Source organism: Fulvivirga kasyanovii (assembly GCF_009711405.1).
GTDB classification, from domain to species: domain Bacteria; phylum Bacteroidota; class Bacteroidia; order Cytophagales; family Cyclobacteriaceae; genus Fulvivirga; species Fulvivirga kasyanovii.
In genome coordinates this window covers 3312-23587 of record NZ_SMLW01000585.1, presented here as the reverse complement: position 1 = coordinate 23587, position 20276 = coordinate 3312, and the positions used below count along the sequence as shown (strand labels likewise).

Genomic DNA, 20276 nt, shown 5'->3' with positions numbered 1-20276 from the left:
ATCTTCATTTTGCTGGTTTCCCAACACTACATAATCCAGGCTGCTGCTAAAGCCGGACTCGGTTGAAGTGATCAGCAAAGCGTTTTCATTATTTTCAGTCAGAGAAAGCTGGTAGGTTACAAATTCTGTGATATCTGCACTGTAATAGGTATCAAGGTCATACTCGTCGTCTAGTGTTAGTTCCAGAGAATATGAAGTTGAACTGATATTGGTGTTTTTGTTATTTACATAATACATCGTCAGGGTTTGAGGCAGCAATTGCTCCGATGCATATTGATCTCTGATGGGCCTTAGCTGTATTTCGGCATTATTCAAAAGCAGGTCGGGATTGTCTTCTATGATCTTTTTCAAATACGGAAGTTCTATCCTTATGGCGAGACCTGCGCCAGATTGCATATAGGCAGTTGCTCCAGTTAATGATGACGCTAAACCCTCATCTTCGGAAGTGATATTCTCCAGGGCAGTGCCTGTATAGTCGGCTTCAAAGCTGTTGAAGTATACTTCTCCGGAGCTTTGATTGGTTAGAGCCAGGTATTTTTGCTCTGAGGGTATAGAGGAATTATCAGTGTAGTAGATCTTAACTACCGGTGATACGGCAAAGCCTATAACTGCTTCTGCATCTTCTGTAGCACTAATTTTTATGCCCTTAAAGAAATCAAGAAAATCTGCCGGATAGGAATACAGGTTGTCGCTGTCGAAAGTTTCTTCAAATAACTTTAGCCCCAAAGTATCGGATAGCCTGATTTCGATTGAGCTCCCGGTATAAGGTCTGGGAGATACAGTTTTTTGTCCCAGCATCGCGGTGTCACCATAAATGTCCCTTTGGGTATAAAAGCGGCTTGTATTATACAGGTTGCCGGTTTCACTGTTAAGCTCTATTTCTTCATAGAGTTCGTCAACGATCAGCGTAAAGCTCTTGGTAGTATCGTTTAGAAAATAATTGTTATACTCCAGCACGAGGGTGATAGAGTCATATCTTACTTCCTTTTCATCGAGCTGGTATGCGGAAGAATCAGGGGTGAGCTGTAGGTAGGCCGCGGCATTTACTTTCCCAAAATAGGTGTTGGACGTCCGTCCGACAACCAGGCCTTCGGGTGAAGAAGTTATTGAACTGTCAAATTTAACCGTTGAAAACTTCATGGTCAGAGAATCCCATGTAGCCAGTTCAAATGAAACATCATTGAAAAACTGTGCTCCAGTGGTAAAGTCTTCGTCATTGCAGCTTATCATGCTGCAACCGAGGAGTAAAAGCAGTAAAATCCGGTTGGCCTCAATATTTTTCATGACCCCGAAGATGTGCATTGCGCTTGTGCGGCAAAAAAATATTCAACCAACGGAGCACTGCAGTCAATGAATAACCATGAAACCCATACCTACACTCGGGCTATGCTTTTACCACCAGCACTATGATAACAACCAGCACCAGACCAAGGATCAAGGTTAAGGTTTGTAGAAAAGGATCAGTTTTCATAGGCATTATTGTCCAATAAAATATGCTCGGAGTAAGTCAGTAGAGTTTAATAGAAGAAAGTGTACCGGAGAAAGCGCGGTGGTATACGAGGGACTTTTGCCAGGCACTGATGATGTGACAATCTCCTGGATATCAGCCTTCCACTGTTTACATTCAGGGGCAAGTTGTCCCTGGATCTCATCCAGACTTTTTTTATGACCATTTAAAATGCTTCTTAGCTGGTCAACCAGTGATCTTGTGATCAGCTTGTCACTCTGTAGCTCAACCTGCTCCTTTTCCATTAAATGTTTTAAATATACCTGAGCCTCCCTGATGGTATTTTTCTCATCCTCAGACAATTCGTTATCGAAGCTTTGTCGGGCTGTAATAATTACAGGGAATATTTTTGATTCATAATACCTGACCACCAGTGAACTGTGTGCTAATTCATCAAAAGGGTCAGGGCTCTCAACTACTTGACCCGGTGAACTCAAAACACCGCTATATAGCCAGACTATTTTAACAAAGAGTGCTTTCATGGGTATTGATGTTTTTATTGCAAAGCTGATAGAATGGCTCCTGCGTATAAATTTTTTTCAACCAACCGTTGGGAATCTTCAATGAAATGAGCGTATTGATCGCTGGGCAAAAGTCTGTTCATGAAGTTTAGTGGCTTGCTTAACTGACCTTCGTCGATTAATTCCTGACGTTGGTTGAAAATAAAATATGCTGAGGCACTATTTCGTTAGTTTTCGGGTATGAAGAAAATTAACTACAAGACTATTGGCATTCATTTGATTGCCTGGCTGACCTATGGATTTATAATTTTCAACCTGATATCATCATTTCGGGGAGATTATAACCACAGCCTTTGGTTCGACCTCAGGATACTGACGCTGCATGCTCTGGCCTTTTACCTCAATGTGTACTTTCTGCTACCCAAACTGATGGAGAAAAACAGGTACATGGCTTATTCCTTTTCTATAGTGCTGGTACTGATCTTTATTTATTTCGTACGGCAGCTCTTCGGTTTCTTTGAACCTGGCGACCGTATGGCTTCTATTATGAGCTTCTCAAAGCACCCTTTCCCTATAGAACAGAGTATACCGTCTATTTCCCTCTCGGATAGTGTGGCTATGGGCAAAACGGAACCTCTTGTTATGGGAAGGGCAATGCGGGCAATACCGGCAGTGCCATTTCCTATAGAGCAGAGTATCCTTATCGATGATAGCGTTGAGCGGAGTATACTGTCTATTTCCCTCTCTGATAGTGTGGCTATGGGCAAAGCGGACTCCCCTGTTATGGGAAGAGCAATGCGTACAATACCGGCGATGCCAGGGCAGCTTTTCCCGGTGTTATCCGAAGATGTGGCGTTTGCCCGTGCCGGTTTTCACTTTAGCCCGCCATTGCTCATGGATATATTGTCTTCGATAGCCATTCTTTTCATCAGTACCACTTATTGGGTCACAAAACAGGCCCAAAAGCGAGATCAGATGGAAATGGCGCTCAAAAGTGAGAACCTTGATACTGAACTAAAACTTTTGAAGTCTCAGATCAACCCTCATTTTTTATTCAACGCTTTAAATAACATTTACTCCCTGAGCTATCGTAATCAGAAAATGGCACCCGATATGGTTATGAAATTATCAGAAATGTTGCGTTACGTACTTTATGAAACCAATGAGTCGAAAGTTACTCTGGATAAAGAAATAGCTTATATCAACAACTACATTGATTTTCAAAGGTTGAAAACGGATAACAAAGCCAATATCAATATTCACATAGATATCCATAATCCGGAACTGCTCATTGAGCCTATGTTATTGATTCCCTTCATTGAAAACAGCTTCAAACATAGCAATATTGATCACCCTGATGGCTGGGTCAGCATTAAGCTTACCACATTTGGGAAGGCCAGTTTACTTTTTGAGGTTAGCAACAGTAAGCCTGTAACCGAGTTTACCAAAGACAACACCGTGGGCATTGGCCTTGAGAATGTCAAAAAACGGCTTCGGCTACTATATCCGGAAAAACACGACCTGACTGTTGAGGAAAACCAGGATTCATTTACCGTTAAATTAATAGTTATTCTATGAGTGCTTCATGTATTATTATTGATGATGAACACCCCGCCCGGGTGCTGCTGGCGGATTATGTGAGCAAGATGCCTCAGCTCAAACTTGCCGGTGTTTTTAGTAATCCTATTGAGGCAATAGCTTTCATAAATACCCAGCCGGTGGATGTTATTCTACTGGACATCCAGATGCCGGAGTTGAGTGGTATAGAATTTCTAAAGTCGATGCCGAAACGGCCGAAAGTAATTTTTACAACAGCTTATCAGAACTATGCGCTACAGGGCTATGACCTGGATGTAGTGGACTACCTGCTTAAACCTATTAAATTCGAACGTTTTTTGCAGGCGGTTAACAAGGCCTGTGACCTTCTTAAGCTCGAACAAAAAGGGACACCAAAAGTTATGGATCAGGTGATCAGTGTAAAGGCTGACCATAGGATACATAGGGTCAGCATAGCTGATATTCAATACATTGAGGGCCTGAAAGAGTATGTAAGATTCCACCTCGACGGTGAGAAGCTGATAACTCTGGAATCGTTAAAAAGGCTGGAAGATACACTGCCTTCAGGCAATTTCATCCGCATACATAAATCATATATTGTAAATAAGGCTAAGGTAAAGTCTATCTACGGTAATCAGGTTCAGTTAAGCAATAGCACCTATGTGCCTATCGGGAAGCTGTACAGAAACGATATTATGGAGCGCTTATTTACATAAATGTTCCGATACGGAACAATAAAATGTTTCGTATTGGAACATACCAAAGAATGGTTTCTTTGTAATTTGCCCAAAATCAACGTTCTGCCCTCATGGCACATTCTTGGGTATGCCAATATGTGAGAATTTCACTAATTTAACTCACAATGCTCAGGAACTACTTTAAAATTGCCCTTAGAAATTTATTAAAGCAGAAGGTTTATTCTGTGATCAACATTTTTGGCCTGTCCTTCGGTATGGCCTGTGTGTTGCTCATCGTAGTTTATGTAAAGGATGAACTCAGTTACGATAAATTTCACAAACATGCCGATGATATTTACCGGATAGCATGGTTCTCCAATAATCCGCAAACACGGACACCGCACCCAATGGCCCTGGCGCTTGTAAAGGACTTTCCGGAGGTGGAGGCTGCCACTTCATTGTCTCCACTATGGGGTGCCGGACTTACCAAACAGACGTTTTCCGTTCGCAATCCCGAGAAGGATATCACCCATGATGAAAAAGGCATTCTATCTGTAGACAGTACCTTTTTTGAGGTGTTTTCATTTGAATTATTGAAGGGGAATAAACAGGAAGTACTGCGAAATGTAGGCGGTATTTTACTCTCAGAAACCAGTGCCAGGAAGTATTTTGGCGATGAAGACCCGGTCGGAAAAGAATTGGCAATTAACGATGACCGTACCTTGCTCATGGTTGAGGGTGTTTTTAAAGATGTTCCTCAAAACTCGCATTTTCATTTTGATGCTTTAATATCATATGTAACTATGAAAGCATTAGAGGGGCGGGATAGTCCCTACTACACCTGGGCCGATTTTGGGCACTACAATTATATCCGGCTGAAACCGGGGAGTGATCCTGATAAGCTGGAAAGCCAATTGATGCAATGGGCCATGAAATATGTGGACGTACCCGAAGAGGAAATGCAAATGGCCATGCAGAACGGCATGCATTTTAAACTCCAAAGGCTGACAGATATCCATCTTGGTTCCCGGATCCGCTGGGAGCTGGAAGCAAATGGTAACAAAGAGTATGTCTATATCATGTCGGCGGCAGCCCTGCTGATCCTGGTCATTGCCTGCATAAACTTCATGAATCTGACTACAGCTCGTTCTACCGAAAGGGCACGGGAGATTGGGATCAGAAAATCTTTAGGTGCTTATAAATCCCAGGTAAGCCTGCAGTTTTTAGGCGAGTCGCTGCTCACTGCTATCTTCGCCATGCTCGTTACCGGCCTTTTAGCAGAAGTATGCCTGCCATTCTTTAATGTTATTACCCATAAATCATTAAAGATAAACTACTTCCAAAACCCGGAGTTAATACTCATTTTGGTTGGAGGTACGATTATAACAGGTCTTGTGGCTGCATTATACCCTTCACTCTTTCTTTCTTCCATGAACCCGGTGGTAAGTTTGAAAGGTGTTGGAAAGCTCAAACCCAAAGGAGCCGGATTCAGAAAGGTGCTCATCGTGTTTCAGTTCATTATTTCCATGGCCTTACTCAGCGGTAGCCTGATCATCTATAATCAGCTCCAGTTTATTCATAACAAAGATCTGGGTTTTGACAACGACAAGATAATCGTGATCCCTTTGAAGAACGAAGACCTGAGCGATAAGCTGGAGTCTATGAGGACAGAGTTGAGCAAGATAAAGGGGATTACATCTGTGTCGGCAACTTCCAATGTACCGGGAAGACAGTTTAACCAAAACTCTATCTCCAGGACGGATGACCTTCAAAGCAGGGTATCCGCATCAGAAACATATATAGACTACAGCTTTTTTGAAACGATGGGTATAGAGTTTGCGGCCGGCAGAGGCTTCTCCAGAGATTTTCCCACGGATTCCAATGCATTTGTTATTAATGAAACTGCTGCCAAAAGTATCAATCTGGCAGACCCGGTTGGCAAAGAGATAACCTGGTACACTGACAATAACAGACGAGAGCCATTAAAGGGCACAGTCGTTGGTGTGGTTAAAGATTTCAATTATGGCTCCCTGCATGAACCCATCAGGCCTCTGCTTTTTTATCTGGCACCTGCCTATAATGATATGTTGATAAAGGTTCAGGGAGAAAATTTTGCAGAAACTATTGCTGCTGTGGAGCAAACTTGGAAAAAATTTGAGAACAGGTTTGAGTTTGAATACTCCATACTGGCCGATGATATGGGTTTGCTTTACGAGGGTGAGAAGAAAACAGCCAATGTTTTTGGGGGCTTTTCTGTAATCGCTATTCTCATAGCTTGCTTTGGCCTTTTTGGTATAGCCTCATTGAGTTATTCGCAAAGAATAAAAGAAGTGGGAATACGCAAAGTTATGGGGGCATCGGTATTCAGGATCCTTACCCTGTTGTTGAGGGATTTCTCGGTGCTGATCGCTTTGTCTATCATCATCGCTATCCCGGTAGCCTGGGCCATTATGGATAACTGGCTCGAAAACTTCACCTATCGTATCGGGATTTCCTTTTTTGATTTTGCAATTTCAGCGGTAATACTGGTACTGGTGGCTCTGGTAACAGTTTCTTACCTCACGATCAAAACTGCCTACAGCAACCCTGTAGATGCTTTAAAGGAGGAGTAAAAACGATACTATGATCTACAACTATCTCAAAATATTACTCCGCATAACGCGCCGCCAGCATTTTTTTGCAATAATCAATTCTCTGGGTCTATCAGTGGGCATGGCTGTATTCATCCTGATCATGCTTTGGGTTAACCACGAGGTAAGCTTTGACGGATTTCATAAAAATGCCGGAGATATTTACAGGGTCAATACTGTTTGGAAGAAAACGGGGGAGAAGAGTGCAAGTACTCCGGGTAAACTGGCAGAGGCCATAAAAACATCCATTCCTGAAGTTGAGCTGGTGGCTAGGGTACACTCAAGCAGCGATCAGTCATTCTATACATACGGCGATAAAAGCTTCTATGAAAACAAAATCGCTTATGTTGACCCGGCATTTTTTCAAATGTTTGATTTTCCCGCCATTAAAGGAGGTGTTTCCAATTGGCTGGAGCCATCAGGTTCTATGATCGTTTCCGAGACCACAGCCAGAAATTATTTTGGAAGCGAAAACCCGATCAACAAAGTACTGACCTGGAATAACAAGACTGATAATGTAGTTACGGGTGTGGTGGTGGATTTTCCTGATAACTCACACCTGCAATTTAATTTCATCTATTCCCATAACGACCTGCAACGGTATTGGCCGGGAGGGTATAGCTGGACTAATTTCGTTCACAATACTTATTTACAGCTTAAGCCGGGAGCCGATATTGAAGCTGTAAACAAAAAGTTAACGGCACTTCTTTTTAACAATGCCCCGGCATCCCGGGAGGAGGTTCATGAAATATATTTACAGCCACTACGAGAGATATACCTTGACCCTACGGTTTCTTCTTCAGTGGCAAAACAAGGTAATCGGCAGTACGTAAATATTTTCTCGATAGTAGCCTTGGCCATTCTTGCCATAGCTTGTATTAATTTTATAAATCTGTCCACTGCGAGGGCCGGAAAAAGAGCCCGGGAAGTCGGGGTAAGGAAATCACTGGGAGCCAGTCGCAAAAGTTTGATCATCCAGTTTTTCTCCGAGTCCCTGGGTATGGCATTCATCTCCTTTCTGGTGTCGATGCTCCTGGTTGAGATTTTCCTGCCGGCCTTTAATCAGCTTGTGCAAAAAAACATTGACATCGACTATGGCAATTGGAGGTTCCTGGGCGGGCTGGCCGTAATGGTATTTCTAACGGGGATCATATCGGGAATTTACCCTGCCCTACTGCTTTCTTCATTTAAAACCACCTCTGTGCTTAAGGGTGCCCCTGTCAAAGAAGGTCATAGCCGGCTATTTAGGAAGGGGCTTGTAGTCATTCAGTTTACTGTTTCCATGCTATTGATCATCGGTTCAACGGTAATTTTTAAACAGCTCTATTTTCTTCAAAACAAGCAGCTTGGTTTTAGCAAAGAAAACACGATTTACATACCTGCCCAGGGAAATATTACCAGTAAATATGAAATGGTAAGGCAGGAGCTCCTTCAAAGTCCTCACATTGCTGATGTCACCGCCAGGGAATCATTGCCTATGGTATCTATTAACACCAATCACATCACCTGGCCGGGTAAAAAATCGGAATTAAATTATTCTGTTGAAACCATAGCCGTGGATTATAATTTCATGGAAACCATGGGAGTCAAATTTAGTGATGGCCGGAATTTTTCTGCAGAGCATGCTACTGACGCAGATCGTGCTTTTATAATTAACCAAAGTGCCGTCGAAATGATGGAATTGAAGGAGCCGGTGGGCACGGAAGTTTCAACGCGAGGCCGTGAAGGAGAGATTATTGGTGTTATTCCCGATGTAAATTTCAAATCCCTGCATCAACCGGTCGAGCCACAGGTGTTTTATGTCTTAAAAGATTTCCGGAGTATGACCATGCAGCTCTTCGGAGTAGTATTGATCAAGATAGCGGGAAATGACCCTTCTGCCGCTATTGAGGATATACAGCAGGTGGCAAAAAAATACAATCCTGATATACCCTTTGAATACCATTTTCTGGATCAGGAAATAGATGCACAGTATGCATTTGAAGAGCGCTTAAGCAAAGTCAGCAATTATTTTAGCGGCCTCGCAATAGTGGTTTCATGCCTTGGCCTGCTGGGGTTGGTTACATACACTACCCAGCAAAGGGAGAAGGAACTGGGCATAAAGAAGGTTCTTGGTGCCTCACCGACTCATTTGCTACGTAACCTGACCGGCGATTTCCTTCTTTTGATCCTACTGGCCTGGCTAATGGCAGCTCCGTTAGGCTACTACCTGCTTCATGAATGGCTGCAGGGATTTGCATATAAAATCGATTTGAACATAGCAATATTTCTTGGAGCTGGTGCAATAGCTCTGCTTGTTACCCTATCCATAATAGGTACTCAACTTATACGCGCTATACGCACAAATCCGGCAGAGGTGCTTAAATGTGAGTAGGCTGGTGTTTCATGGCGGAACATAGATGTTTCAAAAAGGAACAAATGGAATAGCTGAAGTAGCTTTTCAATGTGTAATGTGCTGATTATTAGTATTATAAGATTAGTGGCATGTGAATTGGCAGAAAGTAGATACTGGCTTTCAGCCTGCTGATGTAAAAAAGTAATTTATCTCCCTATGTTTAGAAACTATATTCAAGTGGCACTGCGAAACCTGAGACGCAGAAGGGTCTATACCCTTATAAATATTATTGGACTTTCTACAGGTCTCGCATGTGCATTGTTCATATATAACTGGGTAAAGGATGAATTGTCATACGACAAACATTTTCCAAAAGGAGAGCAAATTTACAGGGTAGTTGCGGAAGCGGGTGTGGGTGAAGACCGCTGGCACCAGACCGTAACAAGCCTGCCCCTGGGCACAACCATGGCATCCACATTTCCGGAGGTAAAGGCTGCTGTACGTCTTGATAAAAATGATGCCATCGTAAAGCATGGTGATAAGAGTTTTGTTGAAGAATATCTGGTTTTTACAGATCCTTCTTTTTTTGAAATATTCGACTATCATTTAACCGTTGGCAATGAACGCACGGCCCTTGCTAAGCCTTACCAGGTAGTGCTCACCGAGACTATGGCCAGAAAATATTTTGGCGACATAGACCCGATAGGTAAAACGCTCAAAATATTTCAATATGATCCCGATGGACGGGGAATGGATTATGAGGTTACAGGAGTAATTAAAGATGCACCTGAGACATCCCATTTTACATTCAATATGCTTTGCTCTCTAAATACTTTAGAAAGTATAGCTGAAGATGAGTTTCAAAATTGGGGAAATAATGGTTACCATACCTATGTGCTTCTTGCTCCGGGTACTGACCCTGCCAGATTGGAAAGTAAATTACCTCAAATGATTGAGCAGCATGCCGGGGAAATGCTGAAGGAGTATAACCTCTATTATAGATTCTACCTGCAACCTGTTCAATCTATTCACCTCCACTCTAACTTAATGTATGAGTTTAAAGCTAATGGTAAGATCAGCTATATTTGGATATTTTCAGCCATTGGTATTCTGATCCTTGCACTTGCAGTGATCAACTATATTAATCTGGCCACTGCTTTTTCTCTTGAAAGGGCCAGGGAGACCGGGGTGAGGAAGGTTTTAGGAGCATTTAGAAGTCAGATAGTGCTACAGCACATGACAGAGACTCTTGTGCTGACTCTCTTTTCCATCCTGGCTGCAGGATTGCTTATTGAGGTTTTCAAACCCTTTTTTCACCAAATATCAGGAAAGCCTCATATTCAGTTCAACCGCCTGGACTTACTTTTTCAGCTAATGATTTTATGCATACCCGTAGGGTTTGCAGCCGGCTATTTTCCTGCACGTAATCTTTCGGTAAAACATACGCTGGTTTCATTGAAAGGAGAAAAAGGCAGAGATAGCAAAGTCAACCTTCGTATGGCGCTGGTTACATTCCAGTTTATAGTTACGCTTGTTATGCTTGTAGGGCTGGTAATTATCTCTCAGCAGATGAAGTTTATCCAAAGCAGAGATTTGGGATATGACAGTGATAACCTGATGGTTTTGAGAGTTAACGGCGACGAAACTGTAAAAGCAGGTTATGAAGCATTTAAGAATGACCTCAAACAGGAGAGTGATATTACGCAGGTAGCACGTTCAGGAGGTATGATAATATCGGGTCTTGGAAACAGCAATGGACAGGTTAAGCATGAGAATGGGGAGGTGCAGTTTGAAAAACTCTATCGACTTTCGGTGGGCTATGATTACCTGGAGACTTATGGTATGCAACTGATAGCCGGAAGAAATTTCTCGCGGAGTGTTTTATCAGACTCCACGGAAGCGTTCATAATCAACGAAATAGCGACCAAGGCCTACGGATGGAGTGAAGAGGAGGCTATAGGTAAAGAAATATCATATGCAGGCCGCTCAGGCAGAATTATTGGGGTAGTCAAAAATTTTCATTTTAATTCCCTCAGGCACGAAATTCAACCTGTTTGTTTATTCATACAACCAAATTTTTCCCGCATATCTGTTAAAGGGGAGAACAGCCGGGAGGTCTTTGCTCAGGTGGAAAAATTATGGAAATCGCACTTTCCGGATGCGATATTTGATTATACTTTTCAGGACCAGGCATTGTTTGACAGCTATTATGATGAGCAGCGCCTGAGCTACATAATCAATATTTTCTCAGTCATTTCAATACTAATAGCATTTTTAGGCCTCTTTGGCCTAGTAGGGTATACCGTAAGCAGAAAAACTAAGGAAATAGGTATAAGAAAAGTGCTTGGTGCCACGACCGGCGAAATAATATTACTCATTTCGAATGACTTCATACGGCTTGTAGCTGTAGCCGCAGTTATTGCATTTCCTTTGGGTTGGTGGGTAATGAACCAGTGGCTGGAAAATTTTCCTTATCGGATAGAAATGCAGGTATGGTTTTTTATAGTGGCAGGAGCTACGCTTCTGAGTATCGCATTAGCCATCGTATTTCTACAAACCATTAAAGCTTCAACGGCCAATCCTGTGGAGGCATTAAAAGAAGAGTAAAATATTAGTTTCATCAAATTGAGAGCAGCATGTTGAAAAATTTTTTTAAAATATCTTTTAGAAGCCTTTGGAAGCAAAAGGTTTTTAGCCTGATCAATATTGCGGGACTTACTCTCGGTATCTCCGTATGTATGGTTATTTACCTATATGTAGATGATCAGGTCAGCTATGACAACTTTCACGCAAAGGCTGACAGGATCTTCCGTTTACTCCGTATCGGCAATATCAATGGAGAAAAATACTTCATAGGAGTTACGGCTGCACCATTTGCCGATGCGCTTGAGACGGATTTTCCGCATGAGGTAGAGCAAACGGTCCGGTTGTTTTATAGCGATGGCCTCGTGCAGTATGAGGATAAAACTTTTCTGGAACCGAAATTCACACTTGCCGACTCCAATTTTTTAGAGGTTTTCACCTTTCCTCTGGCTTTAGGAGACCCCAGTACAGCTTTGAGTAAACCTAATGGGGTGTTGATCACTAAGTCAATCGCGCAAAAGTATTTTGGAGATGAAAACCCAATAAATAAAACATTTCGGGTGGGTAATGAATATGACCTGACTGTAACAGGAGTTTTTGAAGATTTACCCGCCAAGACACATCTTGATTTTGAGTTTGTGGCTAACCTGGCCCTCCTAAGAAATGAGTCTTTTTTTAGCCATTGGTGGAGCAACGGCATGATCACTTATGTACTTTTAAAAGACCCCGGAATGCAGCACACCCTTGAAGCACAATTCCCGGATTTTATGACCAAGTACTTTGGTGAAGACTTTAAAAAAACGACCAATCGGATTGAGCTTACATTGCAGCCACTGTCTGAGGTTTACTTCGAGCAGGATGTGCGATACGACCAGGTACTCCATGGTAGCAAAAGCAGTGTTATTACGTTCAGTGCGGTGGGGGTATTCATATTTCTCATTGCCTGCATTAACTTCATGAACCTGGCAACTGCCAAGTCTGCACTACGGGCCAGAGAGGTTGGAGTGAGAAAAACATTGGGCTCATCAAGAAGTAAATTGATTATCCAGTTCCTTGGAGAGTCTTTTCTGATATCCGGGACTTCGGTTGTCATCGCTTTTATGGCCCTGGAGCTGTTCCTGCCTTTTTTTAATCAGGTGTTCGGTCTTGAGCTTTCCCTGGCCCATAAACTGCCGGTACTCATCCCCGGTCTGGGGCTGATCATAGTTATTACAGGCCTGCTATCAGGAATCTATCCGGCCTTTGTTCTTTCCGGGTACAAGCCTGTAGAGGTATTGAAAGGAAAATTAAAAGGAGGAAGCAAAGGAATTAATTTCAGGAAAGTGCTGGTGATACTTCAGTTTTCCACATCCGTATTTCTTATCATCCTGACGCTTCTGGTTGGCAAGCAGATGAAGTTTATTGAAGAAAAAGACTTGGGTTTTGATAGGGAGCAGGTATTGACATTTCCGCTAAACCACGCTGAAATACGCGACAAAAGTGAAGCTTTGAAAAATAGATTGCAAGAGCATCCCGCAGTAGTGGCTATCGGTAGCGGAACAGGCATCCCTGGCGGCTTCCACGATACCATGACGGCCACTATAGAAGGCATCGAAACCCAACCTCGCTTCCGTACACTATTTGCCGATGCCGGTTATTTCGAAAGTTTTGGACTGGAAATAGTGGCAGGGCGAAGCTTTATTAAAGACCATGCGGCCGATCATGATAAGACCGTAGTGCTTAATGAACGTGCCGTCAGGGAAATAGGCCTGACCAACGAGGAGATCCTGGGAAGAGAGATCTCCATCTCTTTTGATTCCGTACCTAAAACAGTTATCGGAGTGGTTAAAGATTATAATTTCTCATCACTTAAGGCAAAAATTGAACCTCTTATGATCAGCAATGTCGACAACGACAGAATGGTAGCGGTTAAGCTGGAAGGTGATATCAATGATGCAATAGCGCATATTGAAACCGTCTGGAATGACCACTCTTCTGCCTATCCGTTGGAATATACATTTCAGGACGAGAATTTCAGCAGACTTTACAGGACGGAGCAGTTGCAAGGGAAGCTGTTTGCTACGTTTTCCGGGATTGTAATCTTTATTTCCTGCCTTGGCATCTTCGGCCTGGCCACGTTTACAGCTAACCAACGACTCAAAGAGATTGGTATCAGAAAGGCGTTGGGAGCTACAATTAAGAGCATAACCGGGCTGCTGGTTAAGGATTACCTGCTACTTATATTAATAGCCAACGTTGTTGCCTGGCCTGTAGCCTGGTACTTTTCAGAAAAATGGCTGGATCAGTTTGCTTACAAAGCGCCCTTGGGTATAGAAATATTTGTTTTGACTCTTCTGGTTGCTTTGGTAATCGCATTGGCTTCGGTAGTGTTCCAGTCAGTAAAAGCTGCACTGGCCAATCCGGTTGATGTGTTGAAAGAGGAGTAAACAGCTTTGCTACTGCGGTTGCCCCTTATCCGGCATCTGCAAATGTTCTGAGACATACAGAACCTTAAACTGGATTTATTATGATCAGGAATTATCTAAAGTTTGCTTTTCGGTTTCTTACCCGCCATAAGTCGTACACCCTCATCAATTTGTCCGGCCTCACCCTGGGGCTGGCTAGTTTTCTTTTGATCTTAAACTATGTGCAGCAGGAGATGTCGTACGACAGTTTTTATGATCAGCCGGAGAATATTTACCGCGTAAATATTCAATCGCAAGGAGAAACGGAAACCCGAAAGGCCTCTGCAGTCTCACCACCTATGGGGCCGGCGCTAAAAGCAGAACTGCCAGAGGTTGAAAGTTCGGTACGCCTGCGCCATGCCAATAACGTGCTGGTTCGCATTGGTGAAGAGCACTTTTATGAGGACAGGGTTTTTTATGTTGATTCCACTTTCTTTGATGTTTTTTCTTTTCCCCTTATTCTGGGTGATCCCAATACTGCCCTTGATGACAAGCATTCAGCCATAATCAGCGAGGAGCTTGCGAAGAAATATTTTGCGGACAATGATCCTTTGGGACAAACGCTATCTATTGACGATGATCTGAAAGTCCGGATAACCGGGGTAATGGAGAGTACACCTGAAAAAAGTCACCTCAACCTCGCCTTGCTGATTTCATTTAGCTCGTTTCAGGTGCCTCATGGCTATCCGGTAACCCTGGACAGTTGGGGCTGGACATCATTCCCGACTTATGTACGTTTGCACGATGGCAGCGAAGCCGCAGCTTTAACGTCCAAGCTGCATCAGTTTTTAGCTACACATATGGGAAAGGAAACAGCCGAACGGGTGTCACTGTTCCTTCAACCGGTTAAAGACATACATCTAAAATCTAAAGACATCATTGAGCGTGATGGTACAGCACCCAAAGGAGATATTACCTACACCTATGGATTATTGGCTGTTGCCTTTCTTATTCTGGGAATAGCTGTTTTTAATTTTGCTAACCTCTCTACCACACTATCTCTTAAGCGGGTCAGGGAAATTGGGGTACGAAAAACACTTGGAGCCCGGCGTGTATCAGTTTTTCTGCAACACCTGACGGAATCGATGCTACTATCGTTCAGCAGTTTTGTTATAGCGGTTACCCTTTTGGAGGTTTTGTCGGCTCCATTATCTGGGTTCTTGCAAGTGGATCTAAAGATTCCGGCTAGCTCCCATTTTGAGAACGTGGTGTGGTACACCGCGCTAATCACCGGAGTAGGACTGGCCGGCGGTCTCTACCCTTCTACCTTTCTATCGGGTTATTCACCCACAAAAGCTTTGAAAGGGAGGCTTACGGTTAAAGCCTCCGGATTTGATCTGAAAAGTGTATTGATTGTATTCCAATTTTTTATAACCATAGGCCTTATAGCAGCTACTCTGGTAGTTAATCGCCAAATGAATTTTATGGGCAAAAGAGGCCTCGGTTTTGACCATCAGCAGGTTTTAGCGGTTCAAATGGTGGGAGAAGAACTACACCAAAGATATAGCGCTACCCGACTCCAACTATTGCAAAACCCCAATGTGGAAGCTGTAACGGCAGCGGGCAATTTATTCGATGGGCAAAACGGCAGTGTACCCATACAGGAGCAGGGAGACGATGAATCCAGGGCGAGGATCAGCCTGTTTGGTATACACTATGGATTTGGAGAGCTTATGGAGCTGGATTTTATCGCAGGTCGCGATTTTTCAGAGGCTTACCCGAATGATAGTAGTCATTTTATATTAAATGAATCAGCGGTCAAAATGTTCGGCTGGGACGATGATCCCATAGGTAAGCAATTGGTGTTGAATGATACCTGGAACGGAGAGGTAATAGGTGTGGTTAAGGACTTCCACTATGCCAGTTTGCATGAAGCCATCACTCCGCTGGTGCTGTATATACCACGAGCATATCAGGAGTACATTTTCATGAAAGTCAATGCCGGGGACATAAGCAAAGTACTGGCATCTATTGAAAAAGACTGGAAGAAAATAAACCCCGATATGCCCTTCGATTACCGCTTTATTGATGATCATATCAACCAGCTTTACAAATCCGACCGACAGTTTACAACACTTATCAGTTCTTTTTCTGTTTTGGCTATTTTTCTGGCGTGCATGGGCCTATATGGCATGGTTTCTTTTAGCGTAAAAGCCAGGTTTAAAGAAATAGGCATTCGAAAAGTGCTGGGAGCTTCTGCAAAACAGATGGTAGGTCTGCTTTCCTCAAAATTTTTGCTAATGATTATAATCGCAGCATTTTTTGCCCTTCCGGTAAGCTGGTATTTATTGCAAAAGTGGCTGTTTAATTTTGCTTATCATATTTCAATGGGTTGGATACAATTTGCACTGGCATTGCTATTAACCTTTTTGCTGGCCGCGATCACTATTAGTCTACAAACCGTAAGAGCTGCAATGGGCAATCCTGTTGAAGCTTTAAATGAGGACTAGTTCATGGTAACATAAGTTACAAATATCCCTGACGGCTCTCGGTACATTTGTAATCGAAAGAAGCAGACCCTGATATGGAAGGACTTGGGCAGGAAATAACCATAGGTAAAAAAAGACATGTTTTAAGAAATTCCCTATGGGTCATGCTTTACTGGGTCATTATAGGCACGTTTGCCTTCGGCTATGAAAGCATTCTTGTACAAGGCAATAAGAGTACACGAGAGCTTTTATTTTCCTTCCTGATCTATACTATTCCGCCAGTTTTGTTTGGTGCCCCATTTCTGATTCTGGAACAACTGTTTTTTCTTAGGTGGATTAACAAACTGGATTTTTACAAGGCGCTAACTACCCGCGCCGTTTTATACCTTGCAGGAATAATTATTTCTTATTCCCTCATAGAGTATTTCGGCTCAAAGGTTCTTCCGGAGGTTCTTTTCAAAGAGCCATTTATGTTAAAATTTCTCTTCGTGTGGGGACTAGGAAGCATACTTGCCCTGATGTTTCATAACCTTTCCTCAAGGCACGATCCGAAAATTTTCCGGTCATGGCTGCAAGGAGCCTATCATAAGCCCCGACAGGAAGAAAGAGTATTTCTCTTTTGTGATATCAACAAATCAACACCTGCTGCAGAGCGGCTTGGTTCCCGAAGATATTTCGACTTGCTTAATCATTTCTATTCACTCATTACTCCCATCATTCAAAAATATGAAGGGGAGATTTACCAGTATGTAGGTGATGAGGTAGTAATCTCCTGGCCTCTTCACAAGGCCTTAGAGTCTAACAATGCTCTGGAGTTGTTTTTCAGGATGAAGGAAGAACTCGAGAGGCACAAGGAATTTTTCTACAGCCATTTCCGGTTTATTCCAACGATTAAAGGAAGCTTGCACGTAGGTCAGGTTACTCGTGGGGAGTTCAATACGCTCAAAAAAGAATTTATCTATACAGGGGACGTCCTCCATACCACTTCAAGAATGTATGGCATTTGCAAGGAAAGGGACGTACCGTTAGTAATTTCGAGGAAGCTTTTAAAGAATTTTACTGACCTACATAGGTTTTATATTCATGATATTGGCCTTTTTAGAGCGGAAGGAAAGCAGAAGAAGGTATATTTATATGCCGTCGAGCGAAAAAGCTACAGTCCTGTCATCAGGTCTAAAACAGAAATGGACCTAATAAAAATGCAGTCAAATGAAGAATAACAAGGAAATAGTATTTGCCCTTATTTTGGCCTTAACCTTAGGGTTGGCCCCTTTCCTTCCGGAACCTCACCTTATCGGAAAACTACGCTGGGTATTTGGTGGAGCAGAAGGCATGCAAGCTATGGATTACTTTGATCTTGTGCTACATGGGTTTCCATGGGTCTTGTTAGTTATAGCAGTAGTTAAAAAGATAAAGCAATGATTTAATGCATTATTAGCTTTTAAAGTCATTGTCTTATTATATCTCCTCATGAGTGAAATATTTTTTCATTTTTCACTTTAACTACTATGAAAAGTGTTTTTTCAGCATGAAATTTGTTTTCCCCATAAGAATAATTCTGTTCTTCCATGAAAGTGATTCTTCTCATTTCCTGTATTCTGCTATGCTCAAATGTGCTTTATGGGCAAAAGGAATATTTGAAGGAAATAGATAGCCTTAATAGAGAGCTACTGAACGCTCACGATACCGTGAGGCTGAAGATTTTAGACCAACTGGTAAGAAAAAACTTCTCAACCAACCGAAATGCTGAGATGTATCATTGTCTGGATAGAATGCAAGAACTCTCCAATAATCTTGGCGATAAAAAGGGGCTGTTTAAAGCCAATTTTTACCAGGGGATGATTGCTTTTAATATTGAATGGCAACCATCAAAGGCTTTAAAGCATTTGTATAGGGCACTTAAAATTGGAGAAAAGTATAAAATAAATGATCCCAAAACCTATTCGTCTATTTATAACAACCTTGGCTTGATCTATAAGAACCTGGAGCAATTTGACTCTGCCGGATACTGTTACCAAAAGGTCATACACATCAACGAAAACAATGGTTTAGAAAAGAATAATGTAGTTACCTATTTAAATATGGCCAGGATGCAGCATTCCATAGGCAATGTTTCCCTGAATTTGAAATATGCGAGAAAATGTCTTGATTTAGCCCTAAAGGAGGGAGATGAGTTATCACAATATATTGGATACAAAACATTGGCCGAATCCCTAACCAATATCAGGTCTCTCCATGCTGCAAGAAACTATGCGACAAAAGCCCTGGATTTATGCTTAAAAGTATATGGTGAAGATCATTCGAATATGGCGACCACCGTTCAGATTTTATTCAAAATAGAGATTTTTTCGGGTAACTATGAAAAAGCTTTGCTTTACGCGAAACAGGCAGAACGTATCTTAGTTAAGATATATGGAAAGATTCATCCAAAGCTATCAGGCGCATTTCTTTTTGTGGGCAAATGCCACCAGGGACTAAATCAGTATGATTCTGCAGAATATTATTTCCAAAGGTCGTTGAAATGCACCAAGACAATTCAGGAAAAGAGTAATGCGACGAGATTATTGTCATTGGAGTCATTAGGTCTGTGTTATTTATCTACCAATAATCCGGAGCAGGCAGAGGATTACTTCAATCGTGCTCTTCAGGTGGAGGGGGCACATGCTGAGTTAAAATCCAAACTTTATGGTGTTATCGCGAAGTACTTTGCTGAGACATCACAACTTTTAAAGAGTTTGGAATACTATCAATTAGCGATAAGTGCTGGCGTTAACGTTTCTAACACTGTGACGTATAAAGACCCTTCGGTAGCTATGTTAAGTAGTACTTCTTTAGGCCTTTCGTTAATGCAGGAAAAAGCCGGGGTCCACGAGAAATTGTATAGTGAATCAGGCGACGATGAGCATTTAATCAAAGCTGCTAAAGAATATCAAATCTGTGACTCAATTATCAACACTTTTAGAAATAATTATCAAAACACTAAAGACATATTACAGTACAATCAGGCAACAGTAAAAGTATACTCTGGGGGAGTGAGAGTCTCTAAAAGGCTATATGATTTATTTGGTGACAGGAAATATAAGGAAATGATATTTGGTTTTGCAGAAAAAGCCAAGTCAAACCTCCTATACAGGTCTATTTCGTTACAAAATGCCCTTCGGTATAGCTTTCTCCCGGATTCTGTTTTAAACTATGAGGAGACATTAAAAGGTCAGATCACCTACTATCTGTCTAAAATAAGTGCTAACCAGGGTAATGATAGCATCCGCCAGAACTATGAGGAGAAATTATTTACAGTCGAAAGGAGTCATGAACGGTTTCTAAAAAATATAGAAGCTCTATTCCCCAGGTACTATAAGCTAAAATATCTAAATGACTTTCTTACGCTACAGGAAACGCAAAAGAGATTAGGTGAAAATGTAATCGTAGAGTATGTATTAACAGATGAAACCATCTACGTGATCTTAATCAAGAATAATCAATCCCATATCATTGAAGTTGAGAAGCCCGACCAACTTGATCAGTGGGTGGAAAACCTGAGGTCTTCAATTTTGTCAAAGGAATACCAGCAATATCAGGATGTAGCTCATAAATTATACAAAAGTCTGTTTGAGCCACTTTTGTCATACCTTGAAAAGGAGGATCATATTATT

The 20276-nt window shown here is 42.1% G+C and carries 12 protein-coding genes; 10 read left to right on the top strand and 2 right to left on the bottom strand.

The annotated features are described in order from the left end of the window. Together E1163_RS16400 and E1163_RS16395 are read right to left on the bottom strand one after the other, a co-directional pair. Positions 1-1284, bottom strand: a 1284-nt coding sequence (locus E1163_RS16400) for a DUF4270 family protein (protein ID WP_155173541.1), incomplete at its 3' end; no start/stop codon positions are given. 192 nt (positions 1285-1476) lie between these two features. Beyond that, positions 1477-1989 (bottom strand): hypothetical protein, encoded by a 513-nt coding sequence (locus E1163_RS16395; RefSeq protein WP_155173540.1) that lies wholly within the window; start codon positions 1987-1989, stop codon positions 1477-1479. Positions 1990-2208: 219 nt separating this feature from the next. On the opposite strand from E1163_RS16395, the gene E1163_RS16390 reads away from it, so the two are divergent. From E1163_RS16390 to E1163_RS16345, 10 genes are all read left to right on the top strand, one after another. After that, positions 2209-3546 carry a sensor histidine kinase gene (locus tag E1163_RS16390; protein WP_155173539.1) on the top strand — a complete coding sequence of 446 codons (1338 nt, stop codon included), beginning with the start codon at positions 2209-2211 and terminating at the stop codon, positions 3544-3546. Further along, positions 3543-4241, top strand: a complete 699-nt coding sequence (locus E1163_RS16385) for a LytR/AlgR family response regulator transcription factor (protein ID WP_155173538.1) — start codon at positions 3543-3545, stop codon at positions 4239-4241. The genes E1163_RS16390 and E1163_RS16385 overlap by 4 nt, the downstream gene beginning before the upstream one ends. Before the next feature lie 146 nt (positions 4242-4387). Then, the gene (locus E1163_RS16380; protein ID WP_155173537.1) at positions 4388-6814 is read left to right on the top strand and encodes an ABC transporter permease; all 2427 of its coding nucleotides are present in this window, start codon (positions 4388-4390) and stop codon (positions 6812-6814) included. A gap of 10 nt (positions 6815-6824) precedes the next feature. Continuing rightward, a complete protein-coding gene (locus tag E1163_RS16375) occupies positions 6825-9206 on the top strand; it encodes an ABC transporter permease (protein ID WP_155173536.1) in 2382 nt (793 codons plus the stop codon). A 177-nt stretch (positions 9207-9383) separates the two neighbouring features. Beyond that, complete coding sequence (locus E1163_RS16370) at positions 9384-11774, top strand: ABC transporter permease (RefSeq protein ID WP_155173535.1); 2391 nt, start codon at positions 9384-9386, stop codon at positions 11772-11774. A 29-nt stretch (positions 11775-11803) separates the two neighbouring features. Then, on the top strand, positions 11804-14176 hold the full coding sequence (locus E1163_RS16365) for an ABC transporter permease (protein WP_155173534.1): 2373 nt from the start codon (positions 11804-11806) through the stop codon (positions 14174-14176). Between the two features lie 80 nt (positions 14177-14256). Beyond that, positions 14257-16644, top strand: coding sequence for an ABC transporter permease (locus E1163_RS16360; protein ID WP_155173533.1), 2388 nt, complete (start codon positions 14257-14259; stop codon positions 16642-16644). A 74-nt stretch (positions 16645-16718) separates the two neighbouring features. After that, positions 16719-17843, top strand: coding sequence for an adenylate/guanylate cyclase domain-containing protein (locus E1163_RS16355; RefSeq protein ID WP_155173532.1), 1125 nt, complete (start codon positions 16719-16721; stop codon positions 17841-17843). Further along, positions 17833-18045, top strand: a complete 213-nt coding sequence (locus E1163_RS16350) for a hypothetical protein (protein ID WP_155173531.1) — start codon at positions 17833-17835, stop codon at positions 18043-18045. The genes E1163_RS16355 and E1163_RS16350 overlap by 11 nt, the downstream gene beginning before the upstream one ends. 146 nt (positions 18046-18191) lie before the next feature. Continuing rightward, the coding region (locus E1163_RS16345) for a tetratricopeptide repeat protein (RefSeq protein WP_221418014.1) at positions 18192-20276 on the top strand (2085 nt) is incomplete at its 3' end.

Excerpts from the sequence above, each read along its gene's own strand:
- E1163_RS16395 (WP_155173540.1), bottom strand. The coding sequence starts at position 1,989 with ATGAAAGCACTCTTTGTTAAAATAGTCTGGCTATATAGCGGTGTTTTG.
- E1163_RS16390 (WP_155173539.1), top strand. The coding sequence starts at position 2,209 with ATGAAGAAAATTAACTACAAGACTATTGGCATTCATTTGATTGCCTGG.
- E1163_RS16385 (WP_155173538.1), top strand. The coding sequence starts at position 3,543 with ATGAGTGCTTCATGTATTATTATTGATGATGAACACCCCGCCCGGGTG.
- E1163_RS16380 (WP_155173537.1), top strand. The coding sequence starts at position 4,388 with ATGCTCAGGAACTACTTTAAAATTGCCCTTAGAAATTTATTAAAGCAG.
- E1163_RS16375 (WP_155173536.1), top strand. The coding sequence starts at position 6,825 with ATGATCTACAACTATCTCAAAATATTACTCCGCATAACGCGCCGCCAG.
- E1163_RS16370 (WP_155173535.1), top strand. The coding sequence starts at position 9,384 with ATGTTTAGAAACTATATTCAAGTGGCACTGCGAAACCTGAGACGCAGA.
- E1163_RS16365 (WP_155173534.1), top strand. The coding sequence starts at position 11,804 with ATGTTGAAAAATTTTTTTAAAATATCTTTTAGAAGCCTTTGGAAGCAA.
- E1163_RS16360 (WP_155173533.1), top strand. The coding sequence starts at position 14,257 with ATGATCAGGAATTATCTAAAGTTTGCTTTTCGGTTTCTTACCCGCCAT.
- E1163_RS16355 (WP_155173532.1), top strand. The coding sequence starts at position 16,719 with ATGGAAGGACTTGGGCAGGAAATAACCATAGGTAAAAAAAGACATGTT.
- E1163_RS16350 (WP_155173531.1), top strand. The coding sequence starts at position 17,833 with ATGAAGAATAACAAGGAAATAGTATTTGCCCTTATTTTGGCCTTAACC.